The 17947-nt window shown below is 70.0% G+C and carries 16 protein-coding genes and 1 tRNA gene; 5 read left to right on the forward strand and 12 right to left on the reverse strand.

The window, feature by feature from the left end:
- Positions 1-137: 137 nt before the first annotated feature.
- Positions 138-1508, reverse strand: a complete 1371-nt coding sequence (locus ACQP1K_RS24465; RefSeq protein ID WP_433498033.1) for a cystathionine beta-synthase — start codon at positions 1506-1508, stop codon at positions 138-140.
- A gap of 121 nt (positions 1509-1629) precedes the next feature.
- Between ACQP1K_RS24465 and ACQP1K_RS24470 the strand changes: the two genes are divergently transcribed.
- From ACQP1K_RS24470 to ACQP1K_RS24480, 3 genes are all read left to right on the forward strand, one after another.
- Positions 1630-2613, forward strand: coding sequence for an SGNH/GDSL hydrolase family protein (locus ACQP1K_RS24470; RefSeq protein WP_433498034.1), 984 nt, complete (start codon positions 1630-1632; stop codon positions 2611-2613).
- A 173-nt stretch (positions 2614-2786) separates the two neighbouring features.
- Positions 2787-4040: a PQQ-binding-like beta-propeller repeat protein gene (locus ACQP1K_RS24475; RefSeq protein ID WP_433498035.1), complete on the forward strand. Its 1254-nt coding sequence runs from the start codon at positions 2787-2789 to the stop codon at positions 4038-4040.
- 87 nt (positions 4041-4127) lie between these two features.
- Positions 4128-5348, forward strand: a complete 1221-nt coding sequence (locus tag ACQP1K_RS24480) for an acetyl-CoA C-acetyltransferase (RefSeq protein ID WP_433498036.1) — start codon at positions 4128-4130, stop codon at positions 5346-5348.
- Between the two features lie 125 nt (positions 5349-5473).
- Here ACQP1K_RS24480 and ACQP1K_RS24485 read toward each other — a convergent pair whose 3' ends face one another.
- The 3 genes from ACQP1K_RS24485 to ACQP1K_RS24495 all read right to left on the reverse strand — a co-directional run bounded on the left by ACQP1K_RS24485 (position 5474) and on the right by ACQP1K_RS24495 (position 7122).
- Positions 5474-5884 carry a PPOX class F420-dependent oxidoreductase gene (locus tag ACQP1K_RS24485; RefSeq protein WP_433498037.1) on the reverse strand — a complete coding sequence of 137 codons (411 nt, stop codon included), beginning with the start codon at positions 5882-5884 and terminating at the stop codon, positions 5474-5476.
- Positions 5885-5949: 65 nt separating this feature from the next.
- The gene (locus tag ACQP1K_RS24490) at positions 5950-6168 is read right to left on the reverse strand and encodes a DUF4287 domain-containing protein (protein WP_055480552.1); all 219 of its coding nucleotides are present in this window, start codon (positions 6166-6168) and stop codon (positions 5950-5952) included.
- A 165-nt stretch (positions 6169-6333) separates the two neighbouring features.
- Positions 6334-7122: a Bax inhibitor-1/YccA family protein gene (locus tag ACQP1K_RS24495; protein WP_433498038.1), complete on the reverse strand. Its 789-nt coding sequence runs from the start codon at positions 7120-7122 to the stop codon at positions 6334-6336.
- Positions 7123-7707: 585 nt separating this feature from the next.
- Between ACQP1K_RS24495 and ACQP1K_RS24500 the strand changes: the two genes are divergently transcribed.
- Positions 7708-9189: a sensor histidine kinase gene (locus ACQP1K_RS24500; protein ID WP_433498039.1), complete on the forward strand. Its 1482-nt coding sequence runs from the start codon at positions 7708-7710 to the stop codon at positions 9187-9189.
- 93 nt (positions 9190-9282) lie between these two features.
- On the opposite strand, the gene ACQP1K_RS24505 is transcribed toward ACQP1K_RS24500, so the two are convergent.
- From ACQP1K_RS24505 to ACQP1K_RS24515, 3 genes are all read right to left on the reverse strand, one after another.
- A tRNA-Leu gene (locus ACQP1K_RS24505) sits at positions 9283-9355 on the reverse strand.
- A gap of 148 nt (positions 9356-9503) precedes the next feature.
- Complete coding sequence (locus ACQP1K_RS24510; protein ID WP_433498040.1) at positions 9504-10853, reverse strand: NAD(P)/FAD-dependent oxidoreductase; 1350 nt, start codon at positions 10851-10853, stop codon at positions 9504-9506.
- A 179-nt stretch (positions 10854-11032) separates the two neighbouring features.
- A complete protein-coding gene (locus ACQP1K_RS24515) occupies positions 11033-11839 on the reverse strand; it encodes a uracil-DNA glycosylase (RefSeq protein WP_433498041.1) in 807 nt (268 codons plus the stop codon).
- A gap of 150 nt (positions 11840-11989) precedes the next feature.
- Here ACQP1K_RS24515 and ACQP1K_RS24520 point away from each other — a divergent pair, with 150 nt between their 5' ends.
- Positions 11990-13195, forward strand: coding sequence for a cytochrome P450 family protein (locus tag ACQP1K_RS24520; RefSeq protein ID WP_433498042.1), 1206 nt, complete (start codon positions 11990-11992; stop codon positions 13193-13195).
- A gap of 213 nt (positions 13196-13408) precedes the next feature.
- Here the strand turns inward: ACQP1K_RS24520 and ACQP1K_RS24525 are convergent, their stop codons facing one another.
- The 5 genes from ACQP1K_RS24525 to ACQP1K_RS24545 all read right to left on the reverse strand — a co-directional run bounded on the left by ACQP1K_RS24525 (position 13409) and on the right by ACQP1K_RS24545 (position 17946).
- Positions 13409-14404: an exopolyphosphatase gene (locus ACQP1K_RS24525; protein ID WP_433498043.1), complete on the reverse strand. Its 996-nt coding sequence runs from the start codon at positions 14402-14404 to the stop codon at positions 13409-13411.
- A complete protein-coding gene (locus tag ACQP1K_RS24530) occupies positions 14401-14946 on the reverse strand; it encodes a DUF501 domain-containing protein (RefSeq protein ID WP_433498044.1) in 546 nt (181 codons plus the stop codon). The genes ACQP1K_RS24525 and ACQP1K_RS24530 overlap by 4 nt, the downstream gene beginning before the upstream one ends.
- Before the next feature lie 104 nt (positions 14947-15050).
- Complete coding sequence (locus ACQP1K_RS24535; RefSeq protein WP_433498045.1) at positions 15051-15455, reverse strand: FtsB family cell division protein; 405 nt, start codon at positions 15453-15455, stop codon at positions 15051-15053.
- A 24-nt stretch (positions 15456-15479) separates the two neighbouring features.
- Positions 15480-16760: a phosphopyruvate hydratase gene (gene eno / locus ACQP1K_RS24540; RefSeq protein ID WP_433498046.1), complete on the reverse strand. Its 1281-nt coding sequence runs from the start codon at positions 16758-16760 to the stop codon at positions 15480-15482.
- Positions 16761-16857: 97 nt separating this feature from the next.
- A complete protein-coding gene (locus tag ACQP1K_RS24545; RefSeq protein WP_433498047.1) occupies positions 16858-17946 on the reverse strand; it encodes a MazG family protein in 1089 nt (362 codons plus the stop codon).
- Position 17947: the final 1 nt, after the last annotated feature.

Consider the following 17947-nt stretch of genomic DNA (forward strand, 5'->3'; position numbering starts at 1 on the left):
TGTTTTCGCTGTTCAGGGTATAGGTGTGCGAGAAACTGCAAGATCACGAACGGAGAATCCCCTGCTCACGGCCCCCATGTGCGAGCATTCGCAAGATCACGGGCGTGGGGTGTGTGGGGCGTGGGGGGGAGGGATCTTCAGTGGTTGGCGAGGAAGGCCAGGAGGTCCTGGCGGGTGACCATGCCGACGGGCTTGCCGTCGTCCAGCACCACCGCGGCGTCGGCCTTCTCCAGCGCCTCGACGGCACGGGCGACCGGCTCGCCAATGCCGATCATGGGCAGAGGCGCCGACATGTGGTCGCCGAGCTCGTCCTCCGAGGACATCCTGCCCCGGTAGAGGCCCTCCAGGAGGTCCCGCTCGACGATCGAGCCGACGACCTCGGCCGCCATGACCGGGGGCTCCTCCTTCATCACCGGCAGCTGGGACACGCTGTACTCACGCATGATCGAGATCGCCGTGCCGACGGACTCGTGCGGATGCACGTGGACGAACTCCGGCAGCCCCGACCTCTTGCGGCCGAGCACGTCGCCGACCAGCCCCTCCTCGCTGGAGGTGGTGAGGAATCCGTAGTCGGCCATCCACTCGTCATTGAAGATCTTCGACAGATATCCGCGCCCGCCGTCCGGCAGCAGCACCACGACGACGTCGTCGGGCCCCGCCGCCTTGGCCACCCGCAGGGACGCCACGACCGCCATCCCGCACGATCCGCCGACCAGCAGCGCCTCCTCCCTGGCCAGGCGGCGCGTCATCAGGAAGGAGTCGCGGTCGGAGACCGCGATGACCTCGTCGCAGATCGTCGTGTCGTAGGTGGCCGGCCAGATGTCCTCGCCGACGCCCTCGACCAGGTAGGGACGGCCGGTGCCGCCGGAGTAGACCGACCCCTCCGGGTCGGCACCGATGATCTTCACCTTGCCGCCGGAGACCTCCTTGAGGTACCTCCCGGTGCCGCTGATCGTGCCGCCGGTGCCGATGCCCGCCACGAAGTGGGTCACCCGGCCCTCGGTCTGCTCCCAGATCTCCGGGCCCGTCGAGTGGTAGTGGCTGGCCGGGTTGTCCGGGTTGGAGTACTGGTCCGGCTTCCAGGCGTTCGGCGTCTCCCTGGCCAGCCTGTCGGAGACCGAGTAGTACGAGTCCGGGTGGTCGGGCGAGACGGCGGTCGGGCACACCACCACCTCGGCGCCGTACGCGCGCAGCACCGCTATTTTGTCCTGGGCCACCTTGTCCGGGCAGACGAACAGGCAGCGGTAACCTTTCTCCTGTGCCACGATGGCCAGCCCGACGCCCGTGTTGCCCGAGGTCGGTTCGACGATCGTCCCGCCGGGACGGAGCGCGCCGCTCCGCTCGGCGGCCTCGACCATCCGCAGCGCGATCCGGTCCTTGACCGAGCCGCCCGGGTTGAAGTATTCGACCTTGGCCAGCACTTGGGCGGGCACGCCCGCCGTCACCTTACGAAGCCGGACGAGCGGCGTGTCACCCATCAGCTCGATCAGCGAGTCGTGTACGCGCACGGAGAAGACCACCTTGATTTACCGAAGCTTTGTCAGCCTGCCCCCAGCCGAAGTCCCGTAGGGGTGGCCGGGGCTCGGCTAATTTCTCTCCCAAACCGTACCGCCAGACGAGGGGAGAACCGTGTTCTGGACGTCGAGCGCGGCACGTGCCGCGCGGCGCATCGCCACCGCCGCCGCGCTGGGCGGAGGCGGCCTGACCGCATTGGGCGCGCTCACGTACGGACTGCTCATCGCCGAGGCGATGGTCGCGAGGAGGATCGTCGGCCGGCCGCACGGCGACACCGGCCCGGACGCCGACGGGGTCTACGGGCCGTTCCCCGGCGACGCCGTCTCCGGCGAACCGATCAGCATGGTCATGCTCGGCGACTCCACCGCCGTGGGCCTCGGCATGACCGACCCCGCCGACACCCCCGCGGTCAACATCGCGCTCGGCCTCGCCACCGTCGCCGAGCGTCCGGTGCGGCTGCACGTGTACGGCGAGTCCGGCGCGGAGTCGGCCCACCTGGACGGCCAGGTCGACCGGGCGATCGAGGCACGTCCTGAGATCGCCGTCATCTTCATCGGCGCCAACGACGTGACGAGTGCCACTTCGCCGGCCCGTGCCGTACGGCATCTGCAGACGGCGGTGCGGCGGCTGCGCGAGGCGGGCGCCGAGGTGGTCGTCGGGACCTGCCCCGACCTGGGCACGATCCGCCCGCTCGCCCAGCCGCTCCGGTGGGTGACCCGGCGCTGGTCCCGCCTGCTGGCGGCCGCACAGACGGTGGCCGTCATCGAGGCCGGCGGCCGTACCGTGGCCTTCGCCGACCTGCTCGGACCCGAGTTCGACGCCAACCCTGCCGAGATGTTCGGACCTGATCGTTATCATCCATCTGCCCAAGGTTACCTACAATCCGCTTACGCGGTGCTACCGTCTGTATGCGCCGCGTTGGGGTTGTGGCCCGAGTCGGAACCACTGCGCGGCGAAGGATCGCATCTGGCGGCAATGGCCGTAGAGGAACCCGGCACCGAGGTCAGCGCGACCCGGGTCGACGGCGAAGCGGTCGGCCCCGACGGACGATGGGCCGCGATGCTCCGCCGCCGGCCCGGGCCGATGCCGAACGGCTGAGGCCGGTCACTCCTCGCGGTCAGGCCATCACCCCCTGTAGGAGCGACATGACCCGGCCTCACGCGAGACCCGTTCTGACCCTCACAGCGACCGTCCTGCTGGCAACCGGGGCGTTGGCAGGCTGTTCCGGAAGTGAAGCGGAAACGGACTACCCCGCCTGGGACAACGCCCAGGTGAACGCCGTCAGCCGCGCCACGATGGGGGCCGGGGTGGCGGCGGCCACCTCGATGAAGCCCGACGGCACGCTGGAGACCGTGGTCCTCGACCTGGCCAGCGGCCGGAAGCTGTGGGCCAAGCCCACGACGATGACCGGGCGGCTTCCCGGGATGGGGGTGCAGGCCCCCGCGACCGTTGAGATCGGCACCCAGGGGGTGGTCGTCTCCCTCGATCCCGTGGCCGGCCAGGACGACCAGGACAAGGCCAAGGAGAGCAAGCAGCGGGCGACCCTCGTCGCCAGGGACGCCCGCACCGGGCGTGAGCTGTGGACCAGGCCCGTCCACTCGACCTTCGGCCCCCAGCGCTGCGGGCCGTACGTCTGCCTGTCGGAGAACACCGAGCTCTCGTCGGCCCGCATGGTCGTCCTGGAGCCGAAGACCGGAAAGACGCTGTGGCGGCTGCCCGGCATCGCGGAGGTCGAATGGTCGGACCGCGAGCGCGTCGTGCTGCTGCGCCTCGCGTCCCACCCCGTGGTCGAGGCGCACGACCTGAAGGACGGCAAGACGGTCTGGCAGCTTCCGATCGAGCAGGCCCTCGGCCCGGGTGTCGACCTGTCCGGCGGCTGGGCGTTCGGGGCGACCGGCGACAAGCTCGTCGGCTACGTCGCCCCCTACACCAACCCGCAGACCAAGCAGACCTCGACGTTCGGGCTGTTCTCCGTCCGGCTCGCCAACGGCATGGTCGACTGGATGCGCCCGTCGGTGGTCCGTGTCTACCCCAGCGGCAATCCGGCGTTCGCACCGGTGGTCCGCCCGGTGGACCAGCAGGGGCAGTACGGCGGATTCGCCCGGCTCGACGCGGACACGGGGCGGGTGGTCGGCCAGATCACCCCGGGTCAGGTGCCCGGTTCCGGCTGGTGGCTCGCGTTCCCCCGGGACATGGGGAAGCTGGGCTTTCTCAAGCGGAACGCGGCGGGCTCGGTCTTCGATCTCGCCACCGGCGAGCCGACCCCGGTGAAGGGGACCAGCGGGTGGTCGTTCTGCGTGACCGATCCGAAGCCGCTGCCGCTGCGCGGGCTGACCCCCGGGTTCTACTCGATCGCCGCGCTGTGCGAGTTCGACCTGGCCAGCGGCAAGCGGATCACATCGGCGTCCGCCCCGCCCGCCTGGTTCACCGGCAGCCAGAACGGCTGGCGGCTGTGGCGGGATGAGAAGGGCGCGATGCACGCCGTCAAGGACGGCAGCGCCACCGCCCCCGGCATGTACGGATGACCAACCGAAGGTTGTTCCGGGTCGGAGGGTAACCTCCTGATCAGGAGACCGCCGGAATCGGTGGCGCAGGAGCAAGGGGAGGGCCACATGCCCGAGGCAGTCATCGTGGCGACCGCGCGGTCGCCGATCGGCCGCGCGTTCAAGGGATCGCTGAAGGACATCCGCCCTGACGACCTGACCGTCCAGATGATCAAGGCCGCACTGGCGAAGGTGCCGCAGCTCGACCCGAGTGACGTGGACGACCTGATGCTCGGGTGCGGCCTGCCCGGCGGTGAGCAGGGCTACAACATGGCGCGGGTGGTGTCGGTGCTGCTCGGCCTCGACGGCGTGCCTGGCACGACCGTCACCCGTTACTGCTCGTCCTCGCTGCAGACGACCCGGATGGCGTTCCACGCGATCAAGGCGGGCGAGGGCGACGTCTTCATCTCCGCCGGCGTGGAGACGGTCTCCCGGTTCGTCAAGGGCAGCTCCGACTCACTCCCCGACACGGCGAACCCGCTCTTCGAGGGGGCCCAGGGCCGTACGGAGGAGTCGGCCAAGGGCGGCACACCGGTGTGGCACGACCCGCGCGAGGACGGCGACCTGCCCGACATCTACATCGCGATGGGGCAGACCGCCGAGAACGTGGCGGCGCTGAAGGGCGTGTCGCGGCAGGAGCAGGACGAGTTCGGCGTACGGTCGCAGAACCTGGCGGAGAAGGCGATCGCGAACGGCTTCTGGGCCGGTGACATCACCCCGGTCACGCTGCCCGACGGCAGCGTGGTCAGCAAGGACGACGGCCCCCGTGCCGGCACGACGTACGAGGCGGTCTCCCAGCTCAAGCCGGTCTTCCGCCCCGACGGCACGGTCACGGCCGGCAACTGCTGCCCGCTGAACGACGGGGCGGCCGCGGTGATCGTGATGAGCGACACCAGGGCGGCCGAGCTGGGCATCACCCCGCTGGCGCGGATCGTCTCGACCGGTGTGACCGCGCTGTCCCCCGAGATCATGGGGCTCGGGCCGGTCGAGGCCACCCGGCAGGCCCTCACGCGGGCCGGGATGTCCATCGGCGACGTGGACCTCGTCGAGCTCAACGAGGCGTTCGCCGCGCAGGTCATCCCGTCCTACCGGGAACTCGGCATCGACATCGACCGCCTCAATGTGAACGGCGGGGCGATCGCGGTCGGGCACCCGTTCGGCATGACGGGTGCCCGCATCACGTCCACGCTGATCAACGGTCTCCGCTTCCACGACAAGGCCATCGGCCTGGAGACGATGTGCGTGGGCGGCGGCCAGGGTATGGCGATGATCCTGGAGCGGCTCGACTAGGTCATGGTCACGTCCGCCGAGATCGAGGGGGCGAGGACCGCGAACGGAAGCCCGCGGCGGCGGGCCTCCCAGCGGACCGGAGCCCCCTCCCGGCGTGTTGACCTCTGGTCGATCGGGAACGTCCGTCAGCCGTGGTGGTCCGGGCCCGCGCGGGTGGGCGTGATACGGATGATCACCCGCCTGTCCTCGATCATCACGGAACGGTAGTCGTCCCAGTCGGGATGCTCTCCGCTGATCCGCCGGTAGTAGTCGACGAGGTGGTCCATCGCCTCCGGCAGCGAGATTATCTCCGCGGTGCCCTCGACCTGGATCCACGGGCCGTAGAAGGCGTCCGTCATCACGGTGAGGAACGTCTGCGGGTTCTTGCGCAGGTTGCGGGTCTTGATCGCCGTCTCGCGGCTGCTGACCACGATGTGCCCGTCGCCGTCGCAGCCGACGGTGACCGGAGACGTCTGCGGCCGGCCGTCGGAGTGCCAGGTGATCATGACGGCCCGGTGGTTGGTCCGGACGAATTCACGAGCCTTGTCTAGATCCATAACACAATGATGCGCCCGCACCGGGGATGGCGCGGGCGCATCATGTTCGAGCCGGGGTCTGTTTTCTAGGCCCGCCGCCGTCGTTCGTGCTCCCGGACGATCGCCGCGGCGTAGCCGTGGGTGAGCCCGTGCTCGTCGGCCAGCCACTTCGCCCGTTCTTCACAGCGTAGGAACGATGGACCGTTGTCGATGGTCTGGAACCACTCGGGGAGGTCGCGCCCGGTGATGGACGGGACGCGGGCGATCAGCTTGGTCTGGGTCTCCGGCGAATGGTTCAGCGACATGGCCACCTCCACGAAAACGCTGCTTTGTGTCACCCTGCATCACCGCCCTTCGGTTGACAAGACCTTAACGTCATCATTTTGTTACAGGATGTTGATCAAAAGTGATGACACTTTCCATCTCGTCCTGATAAAGAAGCCACCGTCCGAACGTCCGGGGTCGACGGGTCAGTCGCTGCTGGAGAGATAGCTGATGAAGCGGAGGATCTCCAGGTAGAGCCAGACGAGGCTCAGCGTCAGGCCGAACGCCATCAGCCAGGAGTAGCGCTCCGGCACACCGGCCCGCACCCCCTGCTCGACCTCGCTGAAGTCGAGGAGCAGGAAGAAGCAGCCGAGCAGGATCATCGCCACGCTGAAGATCCAGCCCAGCGGGCTGTCGGTACGCAGGCCGAGGCCGCCGCTGACGAAGATGCCCGCGATCATGTTGATGACGATGAGACCGATCGCCGCGAACCCTGCTGCTATCACGAACTTGGTGAACTTCGGCGTGGGTCGGAAGATCTTGAGGGCGTAGACCGCCAGCGTGCCGCCGAAGGCCACCATCGTGCCGAGGACCGCCTGCAGGACGATCCCGTTGTAGACCGACTCGAACACGTGGCTGATCACGCCGATCGCGACGCCGTAGCAGACCGCGTAGCCGAGGATGAGCGCCGGGTTCGTGCTCTGCTTGAACGACACGATCAGCCCGAGGACCAGGCCGACCAGCGCCGCCGGGAGAGCGAGAGCCATGGGCGCGTTGAAGTACCACGCCAGTGCCGCCGTGACGATCAGCGTGCCGAGCGTCATGAAGCCGCGCACCACGACGTCGTCGATCGTCATCGTCCGCCCGGCGGCGGGCGGCGCGTACGACGGCGCGCCGTACATCGCGTTCAACTGGTCAACGGACGGCGCGGGAGTCGACCAGGTCTGCTGGCCGCCCGCCCCACGCCGGGTGAATATGGGGTTCCTGCTCTGCATCGCTGCTTGCCTCCAGGACGCGACTCGCCGATCAGCCTCTCGCACGGCTTTATCTGGGGATGTTGCCCGGGGAACGGCGGGCGCACAAGCCCAGCCACTCCACCATGTCGTCCAACGGCCGGGGATCGCTCCCGGTTCCCGCGTCCCCGACGACGACCGAATTGGTGAAACTTGGGTGTTTCCTTTACTTGAATCGTCCTAGTATAGCGCGAACGCCGCGGCGCTCGGCTTGGACGGCCACCGCCGACAAGGAAAAACGAGTGCCGTCCGGCCGTCGGCCATTCCTCCGGCCATGAAGCAAACTAGGACGATTCCTTTACTTGATGCATTCAAGTCTGATGCTAGCGTGGCAGGTACGAATAGGGACATCAGGCCCACGAGCAGGCGGAAGACGCTCACCACGGAACCTCCGTCCCATCTCGTCACAGAAAACAGCTGCCGAAGCCCCGGACCCGAGAAGCGCTCCCGGTCCGAATTCCGGGTAGGTCGGGAGAAACCGGCAAACGGCGATGGGCCGTCGCGCACGCCCCGGTCGATCACCATCAGCATCACCGGGTAGCGGGCACGCCGTCAGGAGGACGTCGGATGCAGGCCATCCATGCACTGCTGGAGCGCAAGCGGTTAGCCGTCCGCGTCCCGCGCCCACGGTCCCTCCGGGGGAACATCACGCTCTTGGCCACCCTGCTCGCGACGGTGCTGATGGTCCCGGCGGGAGTGCTGGGCATGATCGTGACCCGCCAGGCGCTGACCGACGAGATGTGGACGGACGCGCGCGAGCAGGCGTCGATCACCGCCGCCGCCGTCCGGTCCGGTCGGCTCGCCGATCCGGTCATGCCGCAGGTGTCCGGCATCGACCTGATTCAGGTCGTCGGGCCCGGCAAGCGGGTCGTCGCCTCTTCTCCACACGCGCGTGGCCTGCCGCCGCTGAGCACGGTCTGGCCCTCCGGGCACGATTCCCGGGAGGACGTCGAGGCCTGCTCCGCCGGAGGACACGACTGCGTGCGCCTGTCCGCCATCCGGGTCGGGTCGCAGCCTCTGGTCGTGTACGCGGGGCGTCCCGCCGCTGTCACGACCGGTCCGCGCGGCTTCGATCTGCTCTTCGCGGCGCAGGCCGCCATCCTGATCGCATTGACCGGCTGGGGCGCGTGGAAGATCGCCGGCCGGATCCTGCGTCCGATCGAGGCCATCCGGGCCGAGCTGGCCGCCATCAATGTGCATGACCTCGGAACGCGAGTACCCGAACCTCCCGGGGAGGACGAGCTCGCCAAGCTCGCCCACACCGTGAACAGCACGCTGAGCCGCATCGAACAGGCCAAGGAGACCACCATGCGTGCGCTTCAGTCGCAGCGGCAGTTCGCCGCCGACGCATCCCACGAACTGCGCACCCCTCTGGCCGGGCTGCGCGCGCAGTTGGAGGAGGCCAGACTCCATCCCGAGCAGACCGACGTGCGCGAGATGGCCGAACACGCGCTGCGCGACGTCGAGCGGCTGCAGGCGATCGTCTCCGACCTGCTCCTGCTGGCCCGGGTCTCGACGAGCGGACCGGTCGAGTGGCGGCCGGTCGATCTGGGCGAGCTCGTGCAGGACGAGATCTGCCAGCGAGGAGGCCGGATCCAGCCGCGGCTGAGCATCGAGGACGGCGTCATGGTCAAGGTCGTCCCCGGCTATGTCGGCCGGCTGGTGGGCAATCTGCTGGACAACGCCCAGCGACACACCAGGGACACCATCGAGGTGTCGGTGCGCAAGGTGGGACTGGACGCGGAGCTGACCGTCGACGACGACGGCGAGGGCGTCCCCCCGGATGAGCGCGAGCGGGTCTTCGAGCGGTTCATGCGGCTCGACACCGCACGCAGCCGGGACCGCGGCGGGACCGGGTTGGGCCTGGCCATCGCACGCGACGTCGCCCTGTCTCACGGCGGGAGACTCCGTGTGGAGGACTCCCTGCTCGGGGGCGCCCGGTTCGTGCTCCGGCTTCCGCTCATGACGGCTCTGCCCAGGTACCCGTCCGACACCTGTGGCAAGGGCCGTACGCGCGGCCCCGGCCGGCCCCATCGGGCCTGCCCATGATCTCTCCTGGTCCGGCGGGCGTCCGGCGGCCCCAGCGGAGGACCATGATCTCGCCGGCGAGGTCACGGGTGCTTCCGGTGAGCGTCACGCGAGTGCCCCCGGTGGGACTCGAACCCACACCACAGCCCTTTTAAGGGGCTTGCCTCTGCCATTGGGCTACGGGGGCGTCGCGATCATATGTCAAGGATCAGTCATGTGTAACCGGTTGTGGCTTAGGTCGTGTTTCAAAGCCGCGTCCTCGCACGCGTGACCCGGTGCCGGGCCGCGATCCCCGGTCGTGACGGACCCCCTCAGGGTCGCCGCGAAGCAGCCCTCTAGATCGTCTTCACCTGGGCGGACCGTCCTCCCTTCCTGGCCGCGGCTGCCCGGAACACATCGCGGGGGTGCTCTATCTCGCCCAGCGAGATGGTCTCCCTCTTGAAGAACAGCGCGAGCGTCCAATCTGCCACTACCCGCACCTTCCGGTTTAAGGTGGGTACTCGCGACAGATGGTACGTTCTGTGCATAAACCAGGCAGGAAAGCCACGCAGCTTCATGCCGTAGACGTTCGCGACCCCCCGGTACAGGCCGAGACCGGCGACCGATCCGGCGTACTTGTGCCGATAGTCCTTCAGCTTCCCGCCGCGCAGGTAGGCCGCGACGTTGTCGCCGAGGACCCGGGCCTGCCGTACGGCGTGCTGGGCATTGGGCGCGCAGTAGCGGCCGGGGTTGGTCACATCGGGCACCCCGGCGATATCGCCGGCCGCGAAGGCTCCCTTGACCCCGGCGACGGTCAGCCGGGTGGTCGTCTTGACCCGTCCGCGCTCGTCCAGGGGAAGGTCGGTGTAGTCGACGACCGGGCTGGGCTTCACTCCGGCGGTCCACACGATCGTCGCCGACTCGAACTCGTCGCCGTCGGAGGTCTTGACGAGGCCGCCCACGCAGGAATCCAGCCGCGTCTCCATCTTCAGCTCGATGCCGCGCTCGCGGAGCTGCTCGGCCGTCCACTCACCCATCTCGGGGCCGACCTCGGGCAGGATGCGGTCGCTGGCCTCGATGAGGACCCAGCGCAGATCGCTCTTCTCGATGGCCGGGTAGTACTTGATCGAGTCTTCGGTCATGTCCTCGAGCTCGGCGAGCAGCTCGATGCCGGCGAAGCCACCCCCGACCACGACGAAGGTGAGCGCCCGGCGGCGCACCTCCGGGTCGTCGGTCGAGTCGGCCCGGTCGAGCAGGGCGAGGACCCGGTTGCGCAGCGCGATGGCCTCACCGATGGTCTTGAAGCCGATCGCCGCGTCGGCCAGGCCGGGGATGGGCAGCGTCCGGGAGATGGAGCCGGCCGCCATGACGACGACGTCGTACTCAATCTCCCGGGCGTGGCCGGCGGACGGCTCGAAGATCAGCGTCCTGGTCGCGTGGTGCACCTTGGCGACCCGGCCGTTCAGGATGCGAACCTTCGGGAGCACACGGCGCAGCGGGGCCACGACGTGGCGCGGGGAGATGTTCCCCGCCGCGGCCTCGGGGAGGAACGGCTGGTAGGTCATGTAGGACTGCGGGTCGATCAGCGTGATCCGCACGCTCCCGTCGCGGAGCTCCGCGCGCAGCGTGCGCTGGAGTCGCAGGCCCGTGTACAGGCCCACATATCCACCGCCGACGATGACGATGTGCTTCGGCTTGCGGTTCATGCTCCCGTCCTAACTTGTGAATCTATTCACAAGCTTAGGTCACGAGTCGGCATCCACACCAACCCTCCCTTGAGGAAAGCCGTGCCGTTTTTCTGATCACAGTCGAGGATGTCGGGTTTTCCCAGGTAGAAGATTCGTAGAACTTCTGTCGGTGACCGATTTCACACTCGTGAAAGGGTTCACAAGCTCGGCGTGCTAGCGATCTCGACGGCCCTGGCGAAGACCGCGTCGAGCATCTCGGCCGTGACCCTGCCGGTGAAGGTGTTCTGCTGGCTGGGGTGATAACAGGCGAGCAGCGTCACCGGGACCGTGCCGTACGAGATGGGCACCTCCACCCCGTGCCCGAACCGGGGTCTGCGCGACGGCAGCGTGAAGCCCGCCTCCCGCAGCGCGGGCCAGACGGCCTGCCAGGCGAAGCCGCCGAGCGCCACGACGACCCGGGTCGACTCGGCCGTCATCGCGAGCTCCCGGGCCAGCCAGGGGAAACACGCGTCCCGCTCCTGCGTGGTGGGCTTGTTCGCGGGCGGCGCGCATCGGACCGCCGCCATCATCCGCGCCCCGATGAGCCGCTGACCGTCGCCGGCGCGCGTGCTCGTCTCGCGGGTCGCCAGGCCCGTGCGGTGCAGCGAGGCGAACAGCCAGTCACCGCTGCGGTCCCCCGTGAAGATCCTGCCCGTACGGTTCCCGCCGTGCGCCGCCGGAGCCAGCCCGACGATGAGCGTATGCGGCCGCTCGTCGCCCCAGCCGGGGATCGGACGGCCCCAGTACGTCTCGTCGGCGAACGCCCGCCGTTTGGTGTCCGCGACGCTCTCCCGCCACTCGACGAGCCGGGGGCAGGCCCGGCACACCGACTGGCGGGCGGTCAACTCCGCGACCGTACGGCTCTCGGCCGCGAGTTTGGCCACGTCGAGGGCGTCATGGGCGACGGGGGTCTCCGGTCCGGCGGGGTCGCCCGGCCATCCGGATCCGGGAGGAACAGCACTCATGCCACCGATCGTGCCAGGTCACTCCGCCTGCCCGGGACGAAAACCGCAGATGTGCATACTCGGCCCGCCTCGCGTCGCCTGTGAGAATTCGCGAGATCAAATCCCGGGAGGGGCACCGACCCGAGAGCGGAGGTGGGTAGGAATCGGGCCATGTCTGACAACTTATGTCCTCCGCTGTTCGGTCCGGCGTTCGACGCCGACCCCTATCCGGCCTATGCATGGCTGCGCGACAACGCCCCGGTCACCCGGGTGCCGCTGCCCGGCTGCCAGGCATGGCTGGTGACCCGCTACGAGGACGCCGTGGTCACGCTCACCCACCCGTCCCTGGCCAAGGACCCCGCGGCCGGCTCCCCCGAGTGGCGGGCGGCCAGCCTCGGCCTGCCCCTCGACCACCGGCCGGGCCTGGCCCGCCACATGCTCAACGCGGACGGCGCCGACCACTCCAGGCTGCGACGGCTGGTCGGCTCCGCCTTCACGCCACGGCGGATGGCGGGGCTGCGCGAGCGCGCCCAGGAGGTGACCGACGATCTCCTCGACCGGCTGGACGGGCCGGAGGCCGACCTGATCGCGGGGCTCGCCTATCCCCTGCCGATCACGATCATCTGTGATCTGCTGGGCGTGCCGGAGGCGGACCGCCCCACCTTCCACCACCACGCCTCGGTCATCGACTCCTCCGCCGCCTCCGAGGTGGCGCAGATCGCCGAGGCCACCGACGCGCTGGAGAAGTTCCTCGCCGGCCTCGTCGCGCTCAAACGCACGCACCCGGGCGACGACCTGCTCACCGATCTCGTCCGGCGCTCCGCACAGGGCGAGATCGACGAGGACGAGCTGACCTCGACCGCGTTCCTGCTGCTGATCGCCGGGCACGAGACGACCGTCGCCCTGATCGGCAACGGACTGCTCGCGCTCCTGCGTCACCCGCGGCAGGCCGCCGAGCTCCGCTCGGATCCGGCCCGGCTGCCCGGGTTCATCGACGAGATGCTGCGCTACGACGGCCCGGTGCGGAACGCCACCTGGCGCTTCCCCACCGAGCCCGTCGTCATCGGCGGCCAGGAGATGCTGCCGGGAGAGCCCATCCTCGTCTCGCTGCTGTCGGCCAACCGCGACCCGTCCGCCTTCCCCGATCCCGACGCGTTCTCCCCGGGCAGGACGGGCGGGCCGCACCTCGCCTTCGGGCGCGGACCGCACTACTGCGTCGGGGCGGCCCTCGCGCAGATCGAGGCCGAGGCCGCGATCGGCAGCGTGCTGCGCCGCTTCCCCGAGCTGTCGCTCGCCGTCGATCCCGCCGACCTCACCTGGTGGCCGAGCGCCATCATGCGCGGCATGTTCTCCCTGCCCGTCCGCCTGTACGGATGATCCCGCGCCCGCAGGGGTGATCCGTACGATCAGCGGTTCTCACCCCGGCACTTCCTCCGGAGGCGGCCCTGAGGCCGGCTCCGGAGCCGGTGCGGGGAAGGCGCCGGTCCCGGCCGACGCCGCCACGGGCGACGGCGCGGGCATCTCGGCGAGGTGGCCGTCCAGGACGCGGCAGTGGGAGGATCTCCCCCCGCCGGGGGCGTGGCAGCGGGATCAGGCGAGGGACCAGGCGATGCCGTCGAGGATGTCGTGCTCGCTGACGACCACCTCGGACAAGCCGTACCTGCCGACGATGCGGTCGAGGATGAGCGCGCCCGCGCCGATCACGTCGACCCGGCCGGGGTGCATGACCGGGATGGCCGCCCGTTCCGCGTGGGTCATCCGCAGCAGCCGGGCGCTCACCTCGTGGACCCGCTCGGCGGAGATGCGGGAATGGTGGATCAACGCCGGGTCGTAGGCCGGCAGGCCGAGTGCGATGCCCGCGACCGTCGTGACCGACCCGGCCAGCCCGACCAGCGTCCGGGCGTCCCGTACCGGCACCTCGGTCTCCACCCGGTCCATGGCCGCCTCGATGTCCGCGATCGCGGCCTGTACGGCCTCCCGGCTCGGCGGATCGCCCGCCGTCCCGAGGTGCCGCTCGGTCAGCCGGACACAGCCGATGTCGACGGACATGGCGCCCCTGACGACGCCCTCGGCGGCGCCCGCGCCGCCCGCCGTCCTCCCGGCAGAGCCGACGACGAACTCCGTCGAGCCGCCCCCGATGTCCACCACCAGGTACGGCCCCTCGGCGGCCGTGACGTCGGCCAGACCACGGGTGGCGCCCGTGAACGACAGCCCGGCCTCCTCCGCCCCGCTGACGACCTCGGGCTCGACGCCGAAGATCTCGCGAACGCCCGACACGAAGTCGGCCCGATTCTCGGCGTCCCGGGTGGCCGACGTGGCGACCACGCGAACGGGCATCCCCACCGGCGTTCCGGCGGGCCCGCCATCCGGCGCGGCGTGCTTCCTGATCAGCTTGGCGTAGCCGCGCATCGCGCCGAACGTGCGCTCCAGGGCCTCCGGCGCGAGCCGTCCGGTCCGGTCCACGTCCTGGCCGAGCCGTACGATCTCCATCCGCCGCTCGACATCGGTGAGCCGCTCACCCGAGATGTCCGCGATGAGAAGCCGGACCGAATTCGTCCCGCAGTCAATGGCCGCGACCCGTGTCATGACGATTTCTCCTCCGCGGATGTCGAGTCTTCCGTACCGGCCGGCTCCGCCGCGACGCAGGGGCCGTCGGCCCACCACTCCGGCAGTGCGTCGAGCGCCTCGCGACCGAACGGGTTGGCCCCGGGGACCGCGAGCTCGTGTGCGACCAGCGCGTGGAGGCACTTGACCCGGTCGGGCATGCCCCCGGCGCTCTGCGTGCCCCTGGGCAGCGCCTCCATGCCCTCCTCGGCGGCGGCCCGGTCCCGGCGGGCGAGGTAGTCCTCGTGCGCGGCCCGGTACGCGTCGGCCAGCCCGGGATCTTCGGCGAGCCTGGCCTGCATCCGCCGCATCAGCCCGGAGGCCTCCAGCGTGCCGATGGCCGACGCCGCCCTGGGACAGGTCAGATAGAACAGCGTGGGAAACGGCGTGCCGTCCGGCAGCCGGGGCGCGGTCTCCAGCACGTCGGGAAGCCCGCACGGGCACCGGTGCGCCACCGCCCGCACCCCACGCGGCGGCCGCCCGAGTTGTTCCTGCGCCGCCGACAGGTCGGCCCGATCCACCACCGTCGAACTCCCTCGTGCTCGGTCACGCACCCGCTCATCTTCGCCCGCCGCCGCGCTCCCGCTCCCGGCCGCGGCGCCGCGGCCGTACGACCCGGTCGCCGCGTTCAGTTCCGGCTCGCGGGAACGCTGTCACGACCCTCGTCCGCGGCCTCGACGGACTGCCACAGCTTGACGTACCACGCGGGCGGCTCCGCCTTCTTGCCCCCGCCGGGGGAAGCGGACCCGGCCGGCTTCTGGTCGAGCACGACGTAGCACTTCGCGCCGGGCTCGCAGTAGTGCAACCGCTCCTTGAGCATTCGCTTGACGTACTCCGGGTCCTCACGCTGCTTGCGCCGCTCCTCAAGCGTGCGCAGGTCGCGGAGGGCACGGGTCTGCTCCTGCTCGAGCTTGGCGATCTCCCGCCGCTGGGCGATGACCTCCCGCGCCGGGTACGCGAGGCTCATCGCGTTGACGCAGACGACGACCGCGAGGATCGCCGCCCGCCCGGTCAGCTGCGGTCGTTTCGCCAACGCCGATCAACCCCCTCCGGCCCGCTATCCCCGGAAGCGGGGGAAGGCGGAACGGCCGGCGAAGCGGGCGGCGTCGTCGAGCAGTTCCTCGATGCGCATGAGCTGGTTGTACTTGGCCACGCGGTCGGACCGGGCCGGGGCACCGGTCTTGATCTGCCCACAGTTGGTCGCGACGGCGAGATCGGCGATCGTCGTGTCCTCGGTCTCGCCCGAGCGGTGGCTCATCACGCAGCGGTAGCCGCTGCGGTGCGCCAGGTCGACCGCGTCGAGGGTCTCCGACAGCGTGCCGATCTGGTTGACCTTGACCAGCAGCGCGTTGGCGGCGCCGTCCCGGATGCCGCGCTCCAGCCGCTCCGGGTTGGTGACGAACAGGTCGTCGCCCACGAGCTGGACCTCGGCGCCGAGCGAGGCGGTGATGGCCCGCCAGCCCTCCCAGTCCTCCTCGTTGAGCGGGTCCTCGATGGAGACCAGCGGGTAGGAGCGGACCAGGTCCTCGTAGAACGCGGTCAGCTCGACGGCCGACAGCCCCTTGCCGTCGATCGTGTAGACGCCCTCGGAGTGGAACTCGCTGGCCGCGACGTCGAGCGCGAGCGCGATGTCCTCACCCGGGGTGTAGCCGGCCTTCTCGATCGCGACCATGATCAGGTCGAGCGCGTCGCGGTTGGACGGCAGGTTCGGCGCGAAGCCGCCCTCGTCGCCCAGACCGGTGACGTAGCCCTTCTCCTTGAGCACGCTCTTCAGCGTCTGGTACGTCTCGGCGCCCATCCGCACCGCCTCGGAGAACGTCTCGGCGCCGATCGGAGCGATCATGAACTCCTGGATGTCCACGTTGGTGTCGGCGTGCGCGCCACCGTTGAGAATGTTCATCAGCGGCACCGGCAGCACGTGCGCGTTCGCCCCGCCGACGTAGCGGAACAGCGGCAGGTCCGCGCTGTCGGCGGCGGCCTTGGCGACGGCGAGGGAGACCCCGAGGATCGCGTTGGCGCCGATGCGGCCCTTGTTGGGCGTACCGTCCAGGTCGATCATGGTCTGGTCGATGAGGCGCTGCTCCTCGGCGTCGAGGCCGATGATCTCCTCGGCGATCTCGTCGGTGACGCCGAGGACGGCCTTCTCGACACCCTTGCCGAGATAACGCCTCTTGTCCCCGTCGCGAAGTTCCACGGCCTCGAACTGTCCGGTGGAGGCGCCGCTGGGAACGGCGGCGCGGCCCGTGCTGTAGTCGTCCAGCAGGACCTCGACCTCGACCGTGGGGTTGCCCCGGGAGTCGAGGATCTCGCGGGCGGCAACGGCCTCGATGGCAGCCACGAACGCTCCTAAGCAATGTCGCGGACGGCTTGCTCACCGAGCCTATCGGTCTCTACTACTCGGTACGGCGGGGCCGTTCCGTCGTGCCGGGCTTCTTTCAGAACTTTTCCCGGCCGGCTTCGCCGGCGCGTTCCCGCTCCCATGCCTCGACCCTGCGGCGATATTCCTTGGCCGCAGCCCTGAGCTCGGCCTCGGGGTCGATGCCCGCCGCCTGTGCCTGCCGTACGAGCTGGAAGAGCCGCGCGCCCGCGTCAGCCGGCAGGTCGTCGGCGAGCGCGTCCGGCGCTCCGGCACGGCCGGCCCGGCGCAGGAGCTGGGCGGCGAGAGAGAGCGCGGGCTGGGCCATCGGCACGCCGCTCAGCGCCGAGCCCGTCTCGCCCCTGGCGGCCCGCTCTGCCGCCTTGATGGTCTCCCAGTTGTCACTGACCTCGCCGGCGCCGGAGACCCGGACGTCGGCGAACACATGGGGATGGCGGCGGACCAGCTTGTCCACGATCCCGCCGGCGACGTCGTCGATGTCGAACCCGTCGCCGTCCCGCGCCGATCCCGCAGAGGTCTCCGCAGGGATCGACTCCGCAGGGATCGACTCCGCTGAGGGCGATCCCGCCGAGGCGGCCGGTCCCGCCTGGGCCGACTTCTCCTGGGCGATCCTGGCGTGGAAAACGACCTGGAGCAGCAGGTCGCCGAGCTCCTCCTGGAGCGCCCGGTAATCGCCCCGGTCGATGGTGTCGAGCACCTCGTAGGCCTCCTCCACGAGGTACGGCACGAGCGACTCGTGGGTCTGCCCGCGATCCCAGGGGCACTCGCGGCGGAGCCGGTCCATGACCTGGACGAGATCGAGCAGCCTCGCCCCGGGCAGATCGTAGGAGCCGGGCACGACCTCGATGACCGGAGGATCGTCCAGGGCCACGGCGGCGTGGCCGACCGCGCGCATGAACTCCTCGTCACCGTCCTGCGCGGCCAGCCAGACGAGTGTCTCCGTACGGCTGCGGCGGGCGATGTCGGCCGGGACCCGGTCCCGGGCGCCGACCACCTCGACCGCTATGCCGGCCTCGGCCAGATAGGGCAGATAGGGGTGATCGGCGCGGCCGGTCAGCACCCGCCCGCCGCCGAGCGCCTGCCAGGCCGCCGGCGTGAGCAGCCCCGGCGGCACCCGAGGCGAGGTGGTGACCACGATCAACGACATC

Origin of the sequence: Sphaerimonospora sp. CA-214678 (assembly GCF_050942215.1) — a bacterium.
Lineage (GTDB): Bacteria > Actinomycetota > Actinomycetes > Streptosporangiales > Streptosporangiaceae > Sphaerimonospora.

Coding starts and splice junctions, on each gene's coding strand:
- ACQP1K_RS24480 (WP_433498036.1), top strand. CDS start 4,128: ATGCCCGAGGCAGTCATCGTGGCGACCGCGCGGTCGCCGATCGGCCGC.
- ACQP1K_RS24485 (WP_433498037.1), bottom strand. CDS start 5,884: ATGGATCTAGACAAGGCTCGTGAATTCGTCCGGACCAACCACCGGGCC.
- ACQP1K_RS24490 (WP_055480552.1), bottom strand. CDS start 6,168: ATGTCGCTGAACCATTCGCCGGAGACCCAGACCAAGCTGATCGCCCGC.
- ACQP1K_RS24495 (WP_433498038.1), bottom strand. CDS start 7,122: ATGCAGAGCAGGAACCCCATATTCACCCGGCGTGGGGCGGGCGGCCAG.
- ACQP1K_RS24500 (WP_433498039.1), top strand. CDS start 7,708: ATGCAGGCCATCCATGCACTGCTGGAGCGCAAGCGGTTAGCCGTCCGC.
- ACQP1K_RS24510 (WP_433498040.1), bottom strand. CDS start 10,853: ATGAACCGCAAGCCGAAGCACATCGTCATCGTCGGCGGTGGATATGTG.
- ACQP1K_RS24515 (WP_433498041.1), bottom strand. CDS start 11,839: ATGAGTGCTGTTCCTCCCGGATCCGGATGGCCGGGCGACCCCGCCGGA.
- ACQP1K_RS24520 (WP_433498042.1), top strand. CDS start 11,990: ATGTCTGACAACTTATGTCCTCCGCTGTTCGGTCCGGCGTTCGACGCC.
- ACQP1K_RS24525 (WP_433498043.1), bottom strand. CDS start 14,404: ATGACACGGGTCGCGGCCATTGACTGCGGGACGAATTCGGTCCGGCTT.
- ACQP1K_RS24545 (WP_433498047.1), bottom strand. CDS start 17,946: ATGTCGTTGATCGTGGTCACCACCTCGCCTCGGGTGCCGCCGGGGCTG.